Source organism: Streptomyces sp. NPDC013157, from assembly GCF_042899865.1.
Classification (GTDB): domain Bacteria; phylum Actinomycetota; class Actinomycetes; order Streptomycetales; family Streptomycetaceae; genus Streptomyces.
This window is the reverse complement of the sequence record NZ_JBIBAK010000005.1, coordinates 210,145-224,994: the sequence shown is the minus strand read 5'-3', so window position 1 is coordinate 224,994 and position 14,850 is coordinate 210,145. Positions and strand designations below refer to the sequence as shown.

Sequence of the window (14,850 nt, the reverse complement as noted above, 5' to 3'; positions counted from 1 at the left end):
CCGGACGCGCCGGATGCGTCACATGCGCGGAAGAGGGCGGGGCGCGCGCACCCGATCGCCGGTCGCCGGGGACGCGCACACCGGACCGCGGGGGAGGCGCGCACCGCGCGTCCCCCCGCGTGACTTCCCCCGGGACTCAGGTGTTCCGGCCCCCGTTGACCCCGATCACCTGTCCGGTGATGTACCCGGCCTCCTCCGACACCAGGAACGAGCACGCGGCCGCGATGTCCTCCGGGCGCCCCGGCCGCCGTACCGGGGTGAGCTCCGCGTGGTGGTCCACCGACCCGCCGAGCAGACCGCGTTCCTCGGAGTCGCGCAGCATCGGCGTGTCGATGAAACCGGGCGGAATGGTGTTCACCGTGATCCCGTCCGGACCGAGCTCCAGAGCCAGGGACTTGGTGAGCCCGACGAGCCCGGACTTCGAGGCGACGTAGTGCGTCATGTACGGCTGCCCCGAGTGCGTGCTCGACGAGGAGATGTTGACGATCCGGCCCCAGCCCGCCTCCCGCATGCCGGGCACGACCGCCTGGCAGAGATAGAACGGCCCGTTGAGGTTCACGGCCATGATCCGGTTCCAGGTCTCGTCGGTGATCTTCAGGAACGGGCCGACCTCGCTGATCCCGGCGTTGTTGACCAGCACCAGCACGGGCCCGCCCAGTGTCTCGCGCACCCGCCGCACGGCCGCGTCCACCTGCCCCCGGTCGGACACGTCGACGCCCCCGAAGGAGACCGCCTCGTGCCCCTTGCGCCGGGACTCCTCGGCGACCTCCTCGGCCGTCTCCCCGTTCAGATCGAGGACGGCGGTGGCGAAGCCGTCCTCGGCCAGCCGCTGTGCGATCGCGCGCCCGATGCCCGAACCGCCGCCCGTGACGAGGGCCGTACGCCGCTCGCTCATGCGACCGCCTCCTCGCCGAGCAGCGAGGTGCGGTGCATCAGCCGGGAGGACGCCGGGCCGTACGGCAGGGCGCGGTGCAGCATCCCGGTGTTGTCCCAGATCACCAGATCGCCCTGGCGCCAGCGGTGGCGCAGGGTGAACTCCGGCCGGGTCGCCCGGTCCAGGAGCCGGTCGAGCAGCTCGCGGCCCTCGGCCGCCGGCCGGCCGGTCACCTCGCCCGCCGTCGCGCCGATGAGCAATGACCTGCGTCCGCTGCCGCGGGTCCACACCAGGGGGTGCTCGCGAGCCGGGTTGCGGTCCCAGGCCGCCCGCTCCCGCGGCGACGGGTGCGGTGTCACGAGCAGTTGCGAGGCGGCGAAGCTGTGCACGACGCGCAGGCCGACCAGCTCCTCGCGCTCGGCCCGGGGCAACGCCTCGTACGCGGCGAAGGTGTTGGCGAACTCCGTGTCGCCGTCGCCGTCGTCCGACACCTGGCGTGCCGTCAGGAGCGTCGCCTTGTTGGGGACCTGTTCCGTCGTGCCGTCGATGTGCCAGAAGAAGGTGGACTCGCGGTAGGCGGCCAGCGGGCTCTTCGACGGGTCGCGGGTGATCCGCTGGATCTCGCCGTGGGTCGGGTGACCGCCCATCGGCAGCGGTACGACCTCGCCGAGCAGCCTGCTGAACGCGACCAGATCGGCGTCGTCGACGTCGGCCTCGCGGTAGATCACCACTCCGCGCCGCTCCAGCGCGGCCAGGCATTCCTCCGCGACACCGCGGTCGACCAGCCGGCTCCCGGAGAGCCCGGTGATCTCCACGCCGGTGGCGGGAGTGAGTTCGGTGACGGTGACGGGCATTCGGGTGCAGCCCTTCTCTCGGTTCCTGCAAGATCATTCTTGATGGCTGAGAATCTCGTTCCGCCAGTGGGCGGCTCGGCCGGGACACCTGCCGCGCCGTCTCCCCGGGCGGTGCCGGCTACGTCACCGCCCCCGCCGCCTTCAGCGCCAGGATCCGCTCCCAGTCCAGCCCCAGCTCCAGCAGGACCTCCTCGGTCTGTGCCGCGAACTCCGGCGCGGGACCCGGCCGCGGGGCCGTGACGTCGAACTGCACCGGGTTCGCGACCAGTTCGAGCTCGCCGGCCCGCACGACGTACTCGTTCGCCCGGACCTGCGCGTCGTGACCGACCTGCAGGGAGTCCTGCACGGGCGCCCACGGCCCGGCCAGCGTCGCGAAGCGCTCGGACCACTCGGCGAGGGTGCCCGTGGCGATCACCTCGCGCAGGATCCTGACGGCCTCCTCCGTGTTCGCCGCGAGCTGCTCGCCGGTCGCGAAACGCGGATCGTCCGCCAGTTCCGGGCGGCCGATGTGCCGGCACACGTCCGCCCAGAACTTGCCGGGCTGCATCATCACGAACGCGAGATAGCGGTCGTCGGCCGTGCGGTACAGCCCGGAGAGCGGGTTGGTGGGGGAGCCGTGCGCCCCGGTGGGCGGCGCGACCATCGGCCGGTCGAGATGGAGGGACAGGGCGATCCCGTGCCCCAGGGCCCACACACCGCTGCCCAGCAGGGAGACGTCCACGACCGACGGTTCGCCCGTGCGTTCGCGCTTCAACAGGGCCGCGGCGATGCCCCCGGCGAGGTTCGTGCCCGAGATCGTGTCCCCGTAGGCCGGTCCGGGCGGCGGGACCATGCCGGGCGTGCCGGGCGGCGTGAGGCTGGCCGCCGTACCGGCCCTGGCCCAGAACGCCGTCATGTCGTACCCGCCCCGGTCCGCCTCGCCGCCCCGCGGGCCGAGCGCGCTGCCGCGGGCGTAGACGATCCTCGGGTTCACCGCGCGGATGTCGTCCACGTCGATGCCGAACCTCCGCCGCGCCGAGGGCAGGAAGCTGGTCAGGAACACGTCCGCGCGCCGGACCAGTTCGTACAGCACCTCCCTGCCCTCGGGCCGCGCCATGTCCAGGCCGATGCTGCGCTTGCCCCGGTTGGCGTGCTCCACGTTGGGGTTGGGGTCGCCCTCCACCTTGAACGTGCCGGTCTGCCGCAGCCCGCGCTGCGGATCGCCGTCGACGGCGTGCTCGACCTTGACGACGTCCGCGCCCCAGTCGGCGAGCACCGCGCCGGCGGACGGGACGAACCCGTACATCGCCACTTCCAGGACCCGTATTCCGGCCAGCGGGCCGTCGCCGCTCATCCGACCACTTCCCCGAAGGTCTTGCGCTCCATGAACTCCTCCAGACCGTCGACGCCCTTTTCCCTGCCGATGCCCGACTGCTTGCAGCCCCCGAAGGGGGTGTCGGCGAAGAAGTAGTTGCCGCCGTTGACGCTGAACGTGCCGCTGCGGATCCGCCGCGCCACCGCGAGGGCCCGCTCCCGGTCGGCGCCGTGCACCGCCCCGGACAGGCCGTAGACCGAGTCGTTGGCGATGCGCACGGCATCCTCGTCGCCGTCGTACGGGATGACCGCGAGGACCGGTCCGAAGACCTCCTCCTGGGCGATCTCGCTGCCCGGCCCGACCCCGGCGAGCAGCGTCGGCGTGTAGAAGAACCCGGGGTCCACACGCTCGCCCCCGGTCACCAGCGTGGCGCCCGCCGCCACCGCCCGCCGGACCATGCCGTCGACCTTGTCCCGCTGCCGCTCGCTGATCAGCGGGCCCATGTACGTCCTGGGATGGGCGGGATCGCCGTACCGCACCCGTTCCAGGCTCGCCGCGACCAGTTCGACGATGGCGTCGTGGTGCCGGCGCGGCACCAGCATCCGTGAGGTGATCGCGCAGCTCTGGCCCGCGTGCAGGCAGACCAGGTACGCCGCGTACCGCGCGGCGGCGGCGAAGTCGGCGTCGTCCAGGACGACCAGGGCGGACTTGCCGCCGAGTTCGAGGAACACCTTCTTCACCGTGCCGCTCGCGGCGGCCATGATGCGGCGGCCGGTGGCGGTGGACCCCGTGAAGCTGACCATGTCGACGTCCGGATGCGTGGTGAGCAGTTCGCCGGCCGAAGCGTCCGAGGAGGTCAGTACGTTGACCACGCCCGCGGGTATGCCGGTGTGCTCCGCGACGAGTTCGCCCAGGGCCAGGGTGATCAGCGGGGTGTCCGGGGCGCCCTTGAGGACGACCGTGCAGCCCGCGGCGAGCGCCGGGGCCAGCTTCGCCAGGGCGAGCTGGACCGGGTAGTTGTACGGCACGATCGCGGCCAGGACGCCGCCGGCCTCCTTCTCCACCCAGCGGTGGTGGCGCCGGCCCAGGTACTCGACCTCGCCGAGGTCCTCGGTCAGCGGATGTGTGCGCAGCAGGTCGGCGTAGTAGCGGACCAGCTCCACCGGTTCGTCGAGCTGCTGGCCGTGCGTGAGCATGCGGGGGGCGCCGACCTCGGCGATCGTCAACTCCCGCAGTTCTTCGAGGTGTTCGGTGAGCGCGCGGTGCAGCTGGTCGAGACAGCGGACGCGCAGGTCCCGGTCCGTCGGCCAGCCGGTCGTGTCGAAGGCGCGCCGGGCGGCGGTCACGGCGGCCTCGGCCTGCGCGGCGGTGGCGTCCGGAGCGTGCCCGAGCACCTCACCGGTGGCGGGGGCGACCGTGGTGAACGTCCGTTCGGCGTCGACGAGCCGGCCGTCGACGAGCAGCCGGCGTGCGGCGCCGACGCCGGTCCGGGCGCTGTTCGGGAGTGGCATCCCGTTCCCTTCCAGGCGTTGAAAATCAAGTTCTCGATTTTGAGAACCATACCTGTCCGGGCATCGCGCGTCACGACGTCGGAAACGTGGTCTTGGTGCTGTCGCGCAGTGACACAAAGTCGCCAGAAGGGGGTTACGGCCCCAGCTCTCTGAAAGTATGGTTCTCGCATCCGGAAGGGAGATTCTTGTGATCGGAGTCGTGGGCGCCGGTCGGATGGGCCTGCCGATGGTGCGGCGGCTCGCCGAGGCGGGCCACCGGGTACGGGTGACCGGCAGGACACCCGAGACCCGCCGCGCCCTCACCCGGGAACCCGTCCAGGTCGTCCCCGACGTCGCCCGGGTCGGCGAGGGGGCGGACGCCGTCCTGGTGTGCGTCCACACCGACGGGCAGGTGCGCGAAGTCTGCCTCGACAGCGGGCTGCTGACCACGATGCCGAGCGGCAGCACCCTCGTGCTCCACACCACCGGAAGTCCCCGCACCGTCGAGGCGGTGGCGGACCGGGCCGCGGCGGGCGGGATCGGCGTCGTCGACGCACCGGTCAGTGGCGGCCCGCCCGATGTGGCGGCCGGCCGGATCACCCTCTACGTCGGAGGCGACGACGACACCGTCGCCCGCGTCCGGTCCGTACTGCGCAGCTACGGAGACCCCGTGCTGCACGTCGGCCCGCTGGGCTCCGGCCAACGGGTCAAGCTCGTCGACAACACCGTCTTCGCGAGCCAGATCGGACTGCTCACCCACGCCGCCCGCCTCGGCCGGCAACTGGGCCTCGACGAGCGGCTCCTGCTGGACGCCCTCACCCACGGCAGCGCATCGGGCCGCGCGCTCGCCGGCGTCGTACGCCACGGCTCGGTCACCGGATTCGCCCGCTCCACGAGGGAGTTCCTCGGCAAGGACATGGACGTCGTGCGTGCGGTCGCCCGCGAGCTCGGCGCCGACCTCGGCGCCCTCGCCCCCGCCCTCGATGCCCTGTCCGACGCGACCGTACCGGAGAACGGCGGCTGAGGAGGCGACCCGCGCACCGGAGCCGAGGCGGCGACGCGACCGCGACCACCGGCCACCCCGCGACCCGGGAACGAAGTACCACCACGGAAGAAGGGACACCGCCCATGGGACGAGTCGAGGGCAAGGTCGCGTTCATCACCGGCGCGGCGCGCGGCCAGGGGCGCAGCCACGCCCTGCGGCTGGCCGAGGAGGGCGCCGACATCATCGCGGTGGACATCTGCCGCGACTACGAGACGGTCCGCTACCCGATGGCCACCCCCGAGGACCTCAAGGAGACCGTCCGCCTGGTCGAGGAACAGGGCCGGCGCATCGTCGCCCGCCAGGCCGACGTACGCGACACCGCCCAGCTGCGCGCCGCCCTGGACGCGGGCCTCGAACAGTTCGGCCAACTGGACATCGTGGTGGCGCAGGCCGGCATCGCCCCGCTGCGCGGCGAACCGAAGATGCAGGCCTGGTGCGACGCCGTCGACGTCGACCTGATCGGCACCATCAACACCATCCAGGTCTGTCTGCCGCACCTGCGGGAGGGCGCCTCGGTCATCGCCACCGGCTCCACCGCCGCCCTCATGGACCACGGCATCGTCCAGAACCCGGGCTCCAACCCGGGCGGCGCGGGGTACGCCTTCGCCAAGCGGGCCCTGTCGGAGTACGTCCACGAACTCGCCCGCAACCTGGCCCCGTTGAAGCAGCGCGCCAACGTCCTGCACCCGACCAACGTCGACACCCGCATGCTGCAGAACGAGTCGATGTACGAGTCGTTCCGGCCCGACCTCGACCATCCCACCCGCGCGGACGCCGAGCCGTCCTTCGCCGTGCAGCAGGCCATGCCGATCCCGTTCGTGGAGCCGCGCGACATCAGCAACGCCCTGCTGTTCCTCGCCTCCGACGAGGCCCGCTACATCACGGGAACCCAGCTGCGCGTGGACGCGGGCGGCTACATCAAGTGGTACGACTGGCGCCGCTGAAACCGGGAAACCCCCAGGTCAACAGGGAGAACTAACGTGAAGGTCCGGGTCGATCCGGAGCGCTGCCAGGGCCATACGCTCTGCGCGATGATCGCTCCGAAGGCATTCCAGCTCGACGACATCGACGGCCACTCCTCGGCCGTGAGCGAAGACGTTCCCGCGGACCGGGAGGAGCAGGTCCGGGAAGCCGCGCAGTCCTGCCCGGAACGGGCCATCCAGCTCTTCTGAGCCGGCCGACTTCCCCGAACGTAAGGACAGAGCCATGAGCGAGACCGGCACCGACGACGAACGCAAGAAGAACCGGGTGCACTTCGACCGGCACACCCCGCAGTACCGCCACCGGTTCGAGGAGATCACCCACGAACTGCACGGCACGTGCCCCATCGCCTGGACCGACGCCCACGGCGGCCACTGGGTCGCCAGCGGCAACCGCGAGGTCTTCGAACTGGCCCGGTCCGCCGAGTTCCTCTCCAACGACCACGACGTCAGGGGCGAACGCCGCGGCTACAAGGGCATCACCATCCCCTCGCCCCCGCGCGCCCGCGAAGCACAGGGCGGGTTCCTGGAGATGGACCCGCCCGACCAGCGCCACTACCGCCAGACCCTCAACCCCTACCTCTCCCCGGCGGCAGTCGCCCGCTGGATCCCCTTCGTCGACGAGGTGGTCCGCGCCTGCCTCGACGAACGGATCGAGGAGGGCCGGATCGACTTCGTCGACGACCTCGCCAACATCGTCCCGGCCGTCCTCACCCTGGCGATGATGGGCATCCCGCTGGCGGACTGGACCGTCTACAACGAACCCGCCCACGCCTCCGTCTACACCCCGCCGAACTCACCCGACATGCCACGGGTCGCCGAGCTGAGCCGCGCCATGGGCCGCGGCCTGTACACGGCACTCCTGGAGATCCGCGACAAACCGAGGCCCGGCCTGATCGACGCCCTGGTCCACGCGGACATCGACGGCAGGACCCCGCCCGACGAGGAATTGGTCGGCGTCCTCGCCCTGCTGATCGGCGGCGGCTTCGACACCACCACGGCGCTCACCGCGCACGCGCTGGAGTGGCTGTCCGACCATCCCGGTGAACGGGACCGGCTCAGCCGGGAGCGGGAAACCCTGCTGGACTCGGCGACCGAGGAGTTCCTGCGCTTCTTCACCCCCGCCCCGGGTGACGGCCGTACGATCTCCGCCGACTGCGAGATCGCCGGCCAGCGGTTCGAGGAGGGTGAACGCCTGTGGCTGTCCTGGGCGATGGCCAATCGCGACCCCGCCGTCTTCGCCGACCCCGACCGGGTCCACCTGGACCGCAAGGGCAACAGGCACAGCAGCTTCGGCCTCGGCATCCACCGCTGCATCGGCTCGAACGTCGCCCGTACGGTGTTCAAGCGGATGGCGACGGCCGTGCTCGACCGGATGCCGGACTACCGCTGCGACCCGGGCGGCACCGTCCACTACGAGACCATCGGCGTCATCCAGGGCATGCGTCACCTCCCGGCGGTCTTCACCCCGGGCAGGCGCCTCGGCCCCTCCCTCGACGAGACGCTGGCGACGCTCCAGCAGGTCTGCGACGAACAGCGCCTCGCCGAACCGGTGACCGTACGCCCGGGCCGGGCCCGTACCGCGGACTGAAGGGAAGTCGCACAGTGGCCGCATCCTCGGGGCGCCCGCTGCCCCTGATCACCGACCAGAACGAGTTCTTCTGGATGTCGGGGGCGGACGGCCGGCTGCGCATCCAGGAGTGCGCCTCCTGCACCGCCCTGATCCATCCGCCGCAGCCCGTCTGCCGGTACTGCCGTGGACGGGAGATGGGTGTACGGGCGGTCTCCGGACACGCGACCCTCGTCGGCTTCACCGTCAGCCACCGCTTCAGCCTCCCCGGCCTGCCGGCGCCGTACGTCGTCGCCCAGGTCGCGCTCGAGGAGGACCCCCGGATCCGGCTCACCACCAACGCCGTCGAGTGCGACCCCGGCGAACTCGCCCTCGGCATGCGCATGGAGGCCGTCTTCGAGCAGGCCGGGGAGGACGTGTGGCTGCCGCTGTTCAGGCCGGCCGCGGAGCAGGCGGAACCCGCGCCGCTGCCCGCCGACGAGACCGACCCGGGCTCAGTGGTATGTCACATACGACCGATGCGGACCGCGGAGAAGTTCGAGGACAAGGTCGCCCTCACCGGCATCGGCGCCTCCCCGCTCGGCCGCCGGCTGAGGGTCCCCCCGCTCTCCCTCACCGTCCAGGCCTGCGAGGCCGCGGTCGCCGACGCCGGACTCACCCTGGACGACATCGACGGTCTGGCCAGCTACCCGGGCGCCGGCGCCTACGGCGGCTTCGCCGAGGGCGGCGTCACCGCCCTGGAGTCGGCGCTCGGCATCCGCCCCACCTGGTACAACGGCGGCAGCGAGACCTTCGGCCCCGGCGGCTCCCTCATCGCGGCGATGCTCGCGGTGGCCGGCGGCCTCGCCCGGCACGTGCTCTGCTTCCGCACCGTGTGGGAGTCCAGCTTCGCCGAGCTCGTGAAGGAGGGCAGGATCCCCGTGGCCGGCGGGGCGGACGCCGGCTGGCTCAAGCCCTTCGGCGCCACCTCCGCCGCCCACACCCTCGCCCAGAACGCCCAGCGGCACATGCACCGTTACGGCACCACCCGCGAGACCCTGGGCTGGATCGCCCTCAACCAGCGCGCCAACGCGGCCCTGAACCCCACCGCGATCTACCGCGCCCCGATGACGATGGACGACTACCTCCAGGCCCGCCCCATCACCACCCCCTTCGGCCTCTACGACTGCGACGTCCCCTGCGACGGATCCGTCGCCGTCGTCGTCTCGGCCCTCGACACCGCGCGCGACCTCGCGCGGCCACCGGTCCTCGTCGAGGCCGTAGGCACCCAGATCACCGAACGCATCGAGTGGGACCAGAGCACGCTCGCCCACGAACCCCAGACCCTCGGCCCGTCCGCCCACCTGTGGACCCGCACCTCCTTGCGCCCAGCCGACGTCGACGTGGCCGAGCTCTACGACGGCTTCACCTTCAACTGCCTGTCCTGGATCGAGGCGCTGGGCTTCTGCGGCATCGGCGAGGCCAAGGACTTCCTGGACGGCGGGAAGAACATCGCCCGCGACGGCGTACTGCCCCTGAACACCCACGGCGGCCAGCTCTCCCACGGCCGTACCCACGGCATGGGCCTCGTGCACGAGGCGGTCGTCCAGCTGCGCGGCGACGGCGGCGCCCGCCAGGTGCCCGGGGCCCGGGTCGCGGTGGTCAGTACCGGCGGGCTGGCGCCCGGCGGGGCCATTCTCCTCAGGACGGACACGTGACAGACAGTCATCCGGACGTGGTGCCCGGCGCGGTGAGCGTCGACGGTATCTCCCTCTCGTACCGGGCGAGCTGGGTACGACAGCCACGCGCCGTCGTCCTCGCCCTGCACGGCGGCGGAACCGACTCGGCCTACTTCGACTGCCCGGGCCGGCCACGGCTCTCGCTGCTGCGCACCGGAGCCGCCCTCGGCTTCACGGTCATCGCGCTCGACCGGCCCGGCTACGGCGCCTCCCTGCCCCACGCGCCCCGGCTCACCGACCCGGCACGGCGGGTCGACCTCGCCTACGCGGCCCTGGACCGGCTGCTCGCCTCCCGCCCGGCGGGCGGCGGTGTGTTCCTGGCGGCCCACTCCGCCGGCGGTGAACTCGCCGTGCGGATGGCCGCCGACGAGCGCGGACACACCCTGCTCGGCCTGGAGATCGCCGGCACCGGACGGCATCACCACCCGCGCTCGGTGAGCTTCCTGGAGAACGGCGACGAGGAGCTGCGCCGCCCCGGCCGGGCCCGCGACCGGCTCCGCGAAGCCCTCTGGGGCGCGGGCCACCTCTACCCGCCGGAGGTCCACGGCGGCGCGAGCATCGCCGCCGCCTCGCCCGCGTACGAGTCCGCCGCCCGCGGCTGGCGGCACGAGTTCCCGGAGCTGGCGGCCCGCGTACGCGTACCCGTGCACTTCACCCTGGGCGACCACGAGGAGGTGTGGAGCTCCGGCCCCGCCGCCCTCGCTGACATCGCCTCCCTCTTCACGGCGTCGCCTCGCGTCCGGGTCCACGAACAGCCCGACACCGGACACAATCTCAGCCTCGGGTACTCGGCCCGGGCCTACCACCTGAGGGTGCTGTCGTTCGCGGAGGAGTGCGCGGTGACCCGGGAGGCGAGTGTCGCCGCACCCCCACGACAAGGGAGAGCGGGATGAACCACACCGATGCCGTCGCACTGCTGCTGCGCCTGGTCCTGGGCGTCGTCATGATCGCGCACGGGCTCAACCACTGGCGCGGCGGCGGCCGTATCGCGGGCACCGCCCGCTGGTTCACCGGCCTGGGCCTCACCCATGGCACGCTCCAGGCCTGGCTGAGCGTGGCCACCGAGACGGGCGCCGGGCTGCTTTTGCTGGCCGGCCTGCTCACCCCGCTGGCCTGCGCGGCCGTCATCTCGGTGATGCTGGTGGCGGGCCTGCTCGCGCACCGGCCCAACGGCTTCTTCGTCTTCAAAGAGGGCTACGAGTACGTCCTCACGCTCGCCGTCGTCGCCCTGGCGCTGGCCGCGCTGGGACCGGGCAGCGCCTCCGTGGACGACGCGGCCGGCCTCGACCGGGCCGGCTGGACGGGCGCCGGCATCGCCCTCGGGGCTGCCGTGCTCGCCACCGCCGGTCTGCTCGCCGCCTTCTGGCGTCCCCGGCCCGCGCCGGAACCGGCGCCCGCCCCCGAACCCCTTGAGCAGGAGGCCGGCTGATGCGTGTCGGATTCATCGGACTGGGCAGTCAGGGCGCCCCGATGGCCCGTCGGATCGTCGAAGCGGGACACGAGACGACCCTCTGGGCCCGCCGCCCCGCGACCCTCGTCCCCTTCGCGGACACCCCGGCCGGGCGCGCCGCCTCGCCTGCGGACCTGGCCGCGGCCAGCGACCTGGTGTGCGTCTGCGTCGTCGACGACGCGGACGTCGAGGAGGTCCTCACCGGCGAGCACGGTGTCCTCGCCGGACTGCGCAGGGGCGGGGTGGTCGCCGTGCACAGCACCGTCCACCCCGACACCTGCCGTCGCCTCGCCGACCGCGCCCGCACCCACGGCGTCACGCTGATCGACGCCCCGGTGAGCGGCGGGGGCCCGGCGGCGGCCGAGGGACGACTGGTGGTGATGGCGGGCGGTGAGCCCGGCACGGTGGCCTACTGCCGTCCGGTGTTCGCGACCTACGCGGACCCGGTGGTCCACATGGGTCCGCTGGGCACCGGCCAGCTGGCGAAACTCCTGAACAACGTGCTGTTCACAGCCAACCTGGGCACCGCCGCCGACACCCTCGCCCTCGGCCGGGACCTGGCGATCGACCCGGTCGCCCTCGCCCGGGTCCTCGCCCATGGCAGCGCGGCCGGGTTCGCGCTCGAGCGGGTCGCGGCCGCCGGGGGCACGCTGGACCGGTTCGCCGGTCACGCCGGGCCGCTGCTCCGCAAGGACGTCCGCCTGCTCACCGACGTCTCCGAGGCCGCCGGTGCCGAACCGGACATCGTCCTGACGGCCGCCGGAGCCGCCCTCGCCCGGATGGCCGGACAAGGGACAACGGACAACGGCCGACGGCCGGTTCAGGACCGGAGGTAGCGGATCCGCCCCCCGACGAGAGTCAGTCGCACGAGGTCTGCCGACGGATCCGACAGGGCCTCGGCCGGCGGCACGGTGAGCAGGACGAGGTCGGCGGGCACGCCCGGCCCCGGCCGCGGGGGCCCCGAGCCGGGGGAGTGGGGCGGCGAGAGATACGCCGCCAACGCCTGGGCCGCGGTGACGCGTTCGGCGGAGTTCGCGGTCCGCCCGCCGGGGACCTCGCGGGTGGTGGCCGCGCGGATCACGGACCAGGGGTCGAGCGGCCCGTACGGGGCGTCGCTCGACAGCGCCAGCGGGACGCCGGCGCGCAGGAACGAGGCACAGCGGTACAGGTCGGTGTGCTCGTGGGGCGGGGTGGCGTCGAGGAAGTCGTCGCCGCGGTCGGCGAGGAAGCCGGGCTGGGTGACCACGCTCAGTCCGAGGCGGCGCACGACGGGCACGGCCTCCGCCGGAACCACGGCCGCGTGCTCGATCCGGTCACCCCGCAGCACCCCGGTCCGTTCCAGCGCCGCGAGCAGCAGGGCGAGGGAGACGGCCGTGACCGTGTGCACGGCGACGGGACGGTTCCGCCGGTGTGCGGCCCCTATCTCCTCGGTCAGCCCGGTGAAGTCCGGCAGCTTTGAGTCGGCGAGGACGATCTTCCAGGGGCCGGGCGCCGGGCGGGCCGACGACGGTGTTCCGAGTGGCGCCCCGAGCAGCAGCAGCCGTTGGGGCAGGCGACCGCTGCGCGCCTCGTCGGTGAGCCTCTCGACGGACTCGGGGGTCAGGCGCGGGGTGGCGTCGGTGACGGCCGTGATGCCGTAACCGGCGAGTCGGCGGCCCACCGCCGCCAGGGACGGGGCGGGGGCCTCGGGCAGCCGTTCGCGCAGCCAGTCGTCGGCCCGCCACAACCGCCCCGTGGGCCGTCCGGCGTCGTCGCGTTCGATGCCGGGATGGCGTCCGGGTGCCAGGCCGGTCCGTTCGGCGGCAAGGGAGTTGAGCATCCACAGGGCGCCGCTTCGGTGCTGCACCCGTACCGGGACGTCCGCCCGCAGTGCGTCGAGGCCGGCGGCGTCCAGTGGGCCGGCGACCCGTTCGTCGTAGCCGACGCCCCTGACCCAGCCGTGCCGGTCCGGAACCGCCTGGTGCAGTGCCGCCCGCAGCGCCGGGCGGTCGCCGACGTCCGGCGGGCCGCACCGTACGGAGGCGACCGCGGCCGCCAGTGCGAACAGGTGCAGGTGATGGTCGGTCAGGCCGGGCAGCAGGGCACCGCCCGCCGCGTCGATCTCCTCCTCACGGGGCGCCCGCACCAGCCCCGTGCCGAGTTCCGCGACCACACCGCCCCGGACGCGCACGGAGCACCGTCGGCCCTCGACCTCCGCGTCCCGGATCAGCAGCCCGCTCACGGCACCCGGATCCCCAGCTCGCGCAGTACCGCGGCGGTGTCGGCGCCGCTCGCCGGGGCGGTGGCGGCCGGACGGCGCGGACGCGGCGCGGACAGCGGATACGCCGTGCCCCCGGTGTCCACCAGCCAGCCGTCCCCGTGCCCGACCACTCGGGCTTCGCGGGCGGTCGGCACGGACAGGCAGGCCGTCACCACGTCCGCCATCGACACGTCCAGCACCGCGCCGCCGCCCCCCGGTCGTTCGGACAGGGCGAGCGCCGCGGCGAGCAGACCGGTGAGCGGGTCGGCCACGGCGTCACCGGCGAACACGGGCAGCCCGTCCGCGTCCGCGCCGAGGAGTCCGCGGGCGGCGGCCACGTCGTCGCCGAAGCCGACGCGGCCCGAGGCACGCCCGTACGCCGTGATCGAGATCCAGGTGCAGCCACGGGCCGCCTCGGCCTCGGCGTCGAGCCCGAACCCCGCCAGAGCGCGGGGCCGGGAGGCCTCGATCACCACGTCCGCCCGGCCGACCAACTCGTGGAGAGCGGCACGGCCGTGCGGGTTCGCCGGGTCGAGGACGACCGAGGCATGGCCCGCGTGGAGCAGGTCGTAGAAGGCGCGGTCGCCGAAGCGGGCGCCGTCCGGGCGGGTCGGGGTCTCCACCTTGACCACCCTGGCTCCCGCCGTACCCAGCAGATGCGCGCACAGCGGGCCCGCCCACAGCGCGCTGAAGTCGACCACCAGCAGCCCCGCCCCGGCGCGCGGTGTGCCGGGCACCGGGCAGGTGCGGTCCGGACGGGGGCGGACCGCACCGCCCGCCAGACCGAGGAGTTCCACCCGCTCGTCCAGATCGGCGCCGTCGTGCGCGGCGAGCCAGTCGGTCAAGCGCCCCGGCAGCGCCCCGGCGTCCAGCTCCCGGCCGATCAGCGCGCTCCACAGCAGGGGGTCGTCCGGACGCGCGTCGGACACGGCCGCCCAGCCGTCCCCGGTGGGCAGGAGCCGGCAGCTGCCGCCCACCGACAGCCGGCCCCGCCGCCCACGCCCGTTGAGCGCGGCCCGTTCGGCCGGCAGCCGGGCCCCGTCGAGCCGCGCCCCACCGGCGGCGGCGACGTGGTCGGCCAGCCAGGAGGCGAAGGTGGCGGCCGCACCGGGAGGCAGTAGCGGAGGCCCGTCGGCGTGACCGGTCAGCAGGGGGACACCGCTGCGGGCCCAGTCCTCCGCGATGCGGGCAGGGCTGGTGTCGGGGCCGGTGTCGGGCCAGGGACGCGCCGGCCGTGCCGGGGACGGCGGCGGCGAACCGCCGGGTGCCCGGCGGTTCGCCGCCGAGGACCCTGTCGTACTGCCGGATGCCCGGTCGGCCATGCGGGGATGGTAGA

At 73.5% G+C, this 14,850-nt stretch carries 14 protein-coding genes; 8 read left to right on the top strand and 6 right to left on the bottom strand.

Going from position 1 to position 14,850, the window contains the following annotated elements; translation table 11 throughout:
* Window positions 1-136: 136 nt before the first annotated feature.
* From ACFY6U_RS17400 to ACFY6U_RS17385, 4 genes are all read right to left on the bottom strand, one after another.
* Window positions 137-895, bottom strand: coding sequence for an SDR family NAD(P)-dependent oxidoreductase (locus ACFY6U_RS17400; protein WP_390039015.1), 759 nt, complete (start codon window positions 893-895; stop codon window positions 137-139).
* Window positions 892-1,728, bottom strand: coding sequence for a TauD/TfdA dioxygenase family protein (locus ACFY6U_RS17395; protein ID WP_390039013.1), 837 nt, complete (start codon window positions 1,726-1,728; stop codon window positions 892-894). Before ACFY6U_RS17395 ends, ACFY6U_RS17400 begins: the two co-directional genes overlap by 4 nt.
* Window positions 1,729-1,846: 118 nt before the next feature.
* Window positions 1,847-3,061, bottom strand: coding sequence for a CaiB/BaiF CoA transferase family protein (locus tag ACFY6U_RS17390; protein ID WP_390039011.1), 1,215 nt, complete (start codon window positions 3,059-3,061; stop codon window positions 1,847-1,849).
* Window positions 3,058-4,533 (bottom strand): aldehyde dehydrogenase family protein, encoded by a 1,476-nt coding sequence (locus ACFY6U_RS17385; RefSeq protein ID WP_390039009.1) that lies wholly within the window; start codon window positions 4,531-4,533, stop codon window positions 3,058-3,060. Before ACFY6U_RS17385 ends, ACFY6U_RS17390 begins: the two co-directional genes overlap by 4 nt.
* Window positions 4,534-4,720: 187 nt before the next feature.
* On the opposite strand from ACFY6U_RS17385, the gene ACFY6U_RS17380 reads away from it, so the two are divergent.
* The 8 genes from ACFY6U_RS17380 to ACFY6U_RS17345 all read left to right on the top strand — a co-directional run bounded on the left by ACFY6U_RS17380 (window position 4,721) and on the right by ACFY6U_RS17345 (window position 12,111).
* The gene (locus tag ACFY6U_RS17380; RefSeq protein WP_390039007.1) at window positions 4,721-5,536 is read left to right on the top strand and encodes an NAD(P)-dependent oxidoreductase; all 816 of its coding nucleotides are present in this window, start codon (window positions 4,721-4,723) and stop codon (window positions 5,534-5,536) included.
* A 104-nt stretch (window positions 5,537-5,640) separates the two neighbouring features.
* A complete protein-coding gene (locus ACFY6U_RS17375; protein WP_390039005.1) occupies window positions 5,641-6,501 on the top strand; it encodes a mycofactocin-coupled SDR family oxidoreductase in 861 nt (286 codons plus the stop codon).
* A 36-nt stretch (window positions 6,502-6,537) separates the two neighbouring features.
* Window positions 6,538-6,729 carry a ferredoxin gene (locus ACFY6U_RS17370; RefSeq protein WP_390039003.1) on the top strand — a complete coding sequence of 64 codons (192 nt, stop codon included), beginning with the start codon at window positions 6,538-6,540 and terminating at the stop codon, window positions 6,727-6,729.
* A gap of 34 nt (window positions 6,730-6,763) precedes the next feature.
* Window positions 6,764-8,128, top strand: a complete 1,365-nt coding sequence (locus ACFY6U_RS17365; RefSeq protein WP_390039001.1) for a cytochrome P450 — start codon at window positions 6,764-6,766, stop codon at window positions 8,126-8,128.
* 14 nt (window positions 8,129-8,142) lie between these two features.
* Window positions 8,143-9,804, top strand: coding sequence for an OB-fold domain-containing protein (locus ACFY6U_RS17360; RefSeq protein WP_390038999.1), 1,662 nt, complete (start codon window positions 8,143-8,145; stop codon window positions 9,802-9,804).
* Window positions 9,801-10,718 carry an alpha/beta fold hydrolase gene (locus ACFY6U_RS17355; RefSeq protein ID WP_390038997.1) on the top strand — a complete coding sequence of 306 codons (918 nt, stop codon included), beginning with the start codon at window positions 9,801-9,803 and terminating at the stop codon, window positions 10,716-10,718. Before ACFY6U_RS17360 ends, ACFY6U_RS17355 begins: the two co-directional genes overlap by 4 nt.
* Window positions 10,715-11,254 carry a DoxX family protein gene (locus ACFY6U_RS17350; protein WP_390038995.1) on the top strand — a complete coding sequence of 180 codons (540 nt, stop codon included), beginning with the start codon at window positions 10,715-10,717 and terminating at the stop codon, window positions 11,252-11,254. The genes ACFY6U_RS17355 and ACFY6U_RS17350 overlap by 4 nt, the downstream gene beginning before the upstream one ends.
* A complete protein-coding gene (locus tag ACFY6U_RS17345; protein ID WP_390038993.1) occupies window positions 11,254-12,111 on the top strand; it encodes an NAD(P)-dependent oxidoreductase in 858 nt (285 codons plus the stop codon). The genes ACFY6U_RS17350 and ACFY6U_RS17345 overlap by 1 nt, the downstream gene beginning before the upstream one ends.
* Here ACFY6U_RS17345 and ACFY6U_RS17340 read toward each other — a convergent pair.
* Together ACFY6U_RS17340 and ACFY6U_RS17335 are read right to left on the bottom strand one after the other, a co-directional pair.
* Window positions 12,096-13,496 carry an amidohydrolase family protein gene (locus ACFY6U_RS17340; RefSeq protein WP_390038991.1) on the bottom strand — a complete coding sequence of 467 codons (1,401 nt, stop codon included), beginning with the start codon at window positions 13,494-13,496 and terminating at the stop codon, window positions 12,096-12,098. The genes ACFY6U_RS17345 and ACFY6U_RS17340 overlap by 16 nt on opposite strands.
* A complete protein-coding gene (locus ACFY6U_RS17335) occupies window positions 13,493-14,836 on the bottom strand; it encodes a CoA transferase (RefSeq protein ID WP_390038989.1) in 1,344 nt (447 codons plus the stop codon). The genes ACFY6U_RS17340 and ACFY6U_RS17335 overlap by 4 nt, the downstream gene beginning before the upstream one ends.
* Window positions 14,837-14,850: the final 14 nt, after the last annotated feature.

Excerpts from the sequence above, each read along its gene's own strand:
- ACFY6U_RS17400 (WP_390039015.1), bottom strand. The coding sequence starts at position 895 with ATGAGCGAGCGGCGTACGGCCCTCGTCACGGGCGGCGGTTCGGGCATC.
- ACFY6U_RS17395 (WP_390039013.1), bottom strand. The coding sequence starts at position 1,728 with ATGCCCGTCACCGTCACCGAACTCACTCCCGCCACCGGCGTGGAGATC.
- ACFY6U_RS17390 (WP_390039011.1), bottom strand. The coding sequence starts at position 3,061 with ATGAGCGGCGACGGCCCGCTGGCCGGAATACGGGTCCTGGAAGTGGCG.
- ACFY6U_RS17385 (WP_390039009.1), bottom strand. The coding sequence starts at position 4,533 with ATGCCACTCCCGAACAGCGCCCGGACCGGCGTCGGCGCCGCACGCCGG.
- ACFY6U_RS17375 (WP_390039005.1), top strand. The coding sequence starts at position 5,641 with ATGGGACGAGTCGAGGGCAAGGTCGCGTTCATCACCGGCGCGGCGCGC.
- ACFY6U_RS17365 (WP_390039001.1), top strand. The coding sequence starts at position 6,764 with ATGAGCGAGACCGGCACCGACGACGAACGCAAGAAGAACCGGGTGCAC.
- ACFY6U_RS17350 (WP_390038995.1), top strand. The coding sequence starts at position 10,715 with ATGAACCACACCGATGCCGTCGCACTGCTGCTGCGCCTGGTCCTGGGC.
- ACFY6U_RS17345 (WP_390038993.1), top strand. The coding sequence starts at position 11,254 with ATGCGTGTCGGATTCATCGGACTGGGCAGTCAGGGCGCCCCGATGGCC.
- ACFY6U_RS17335 (WP_390038989.1), bottom strand. The coding sequence starts at position 14,836 with ATGGCCGACCGGGCATCCGGCAGTACGACAGGGTCCTCGGCGGCGAAC.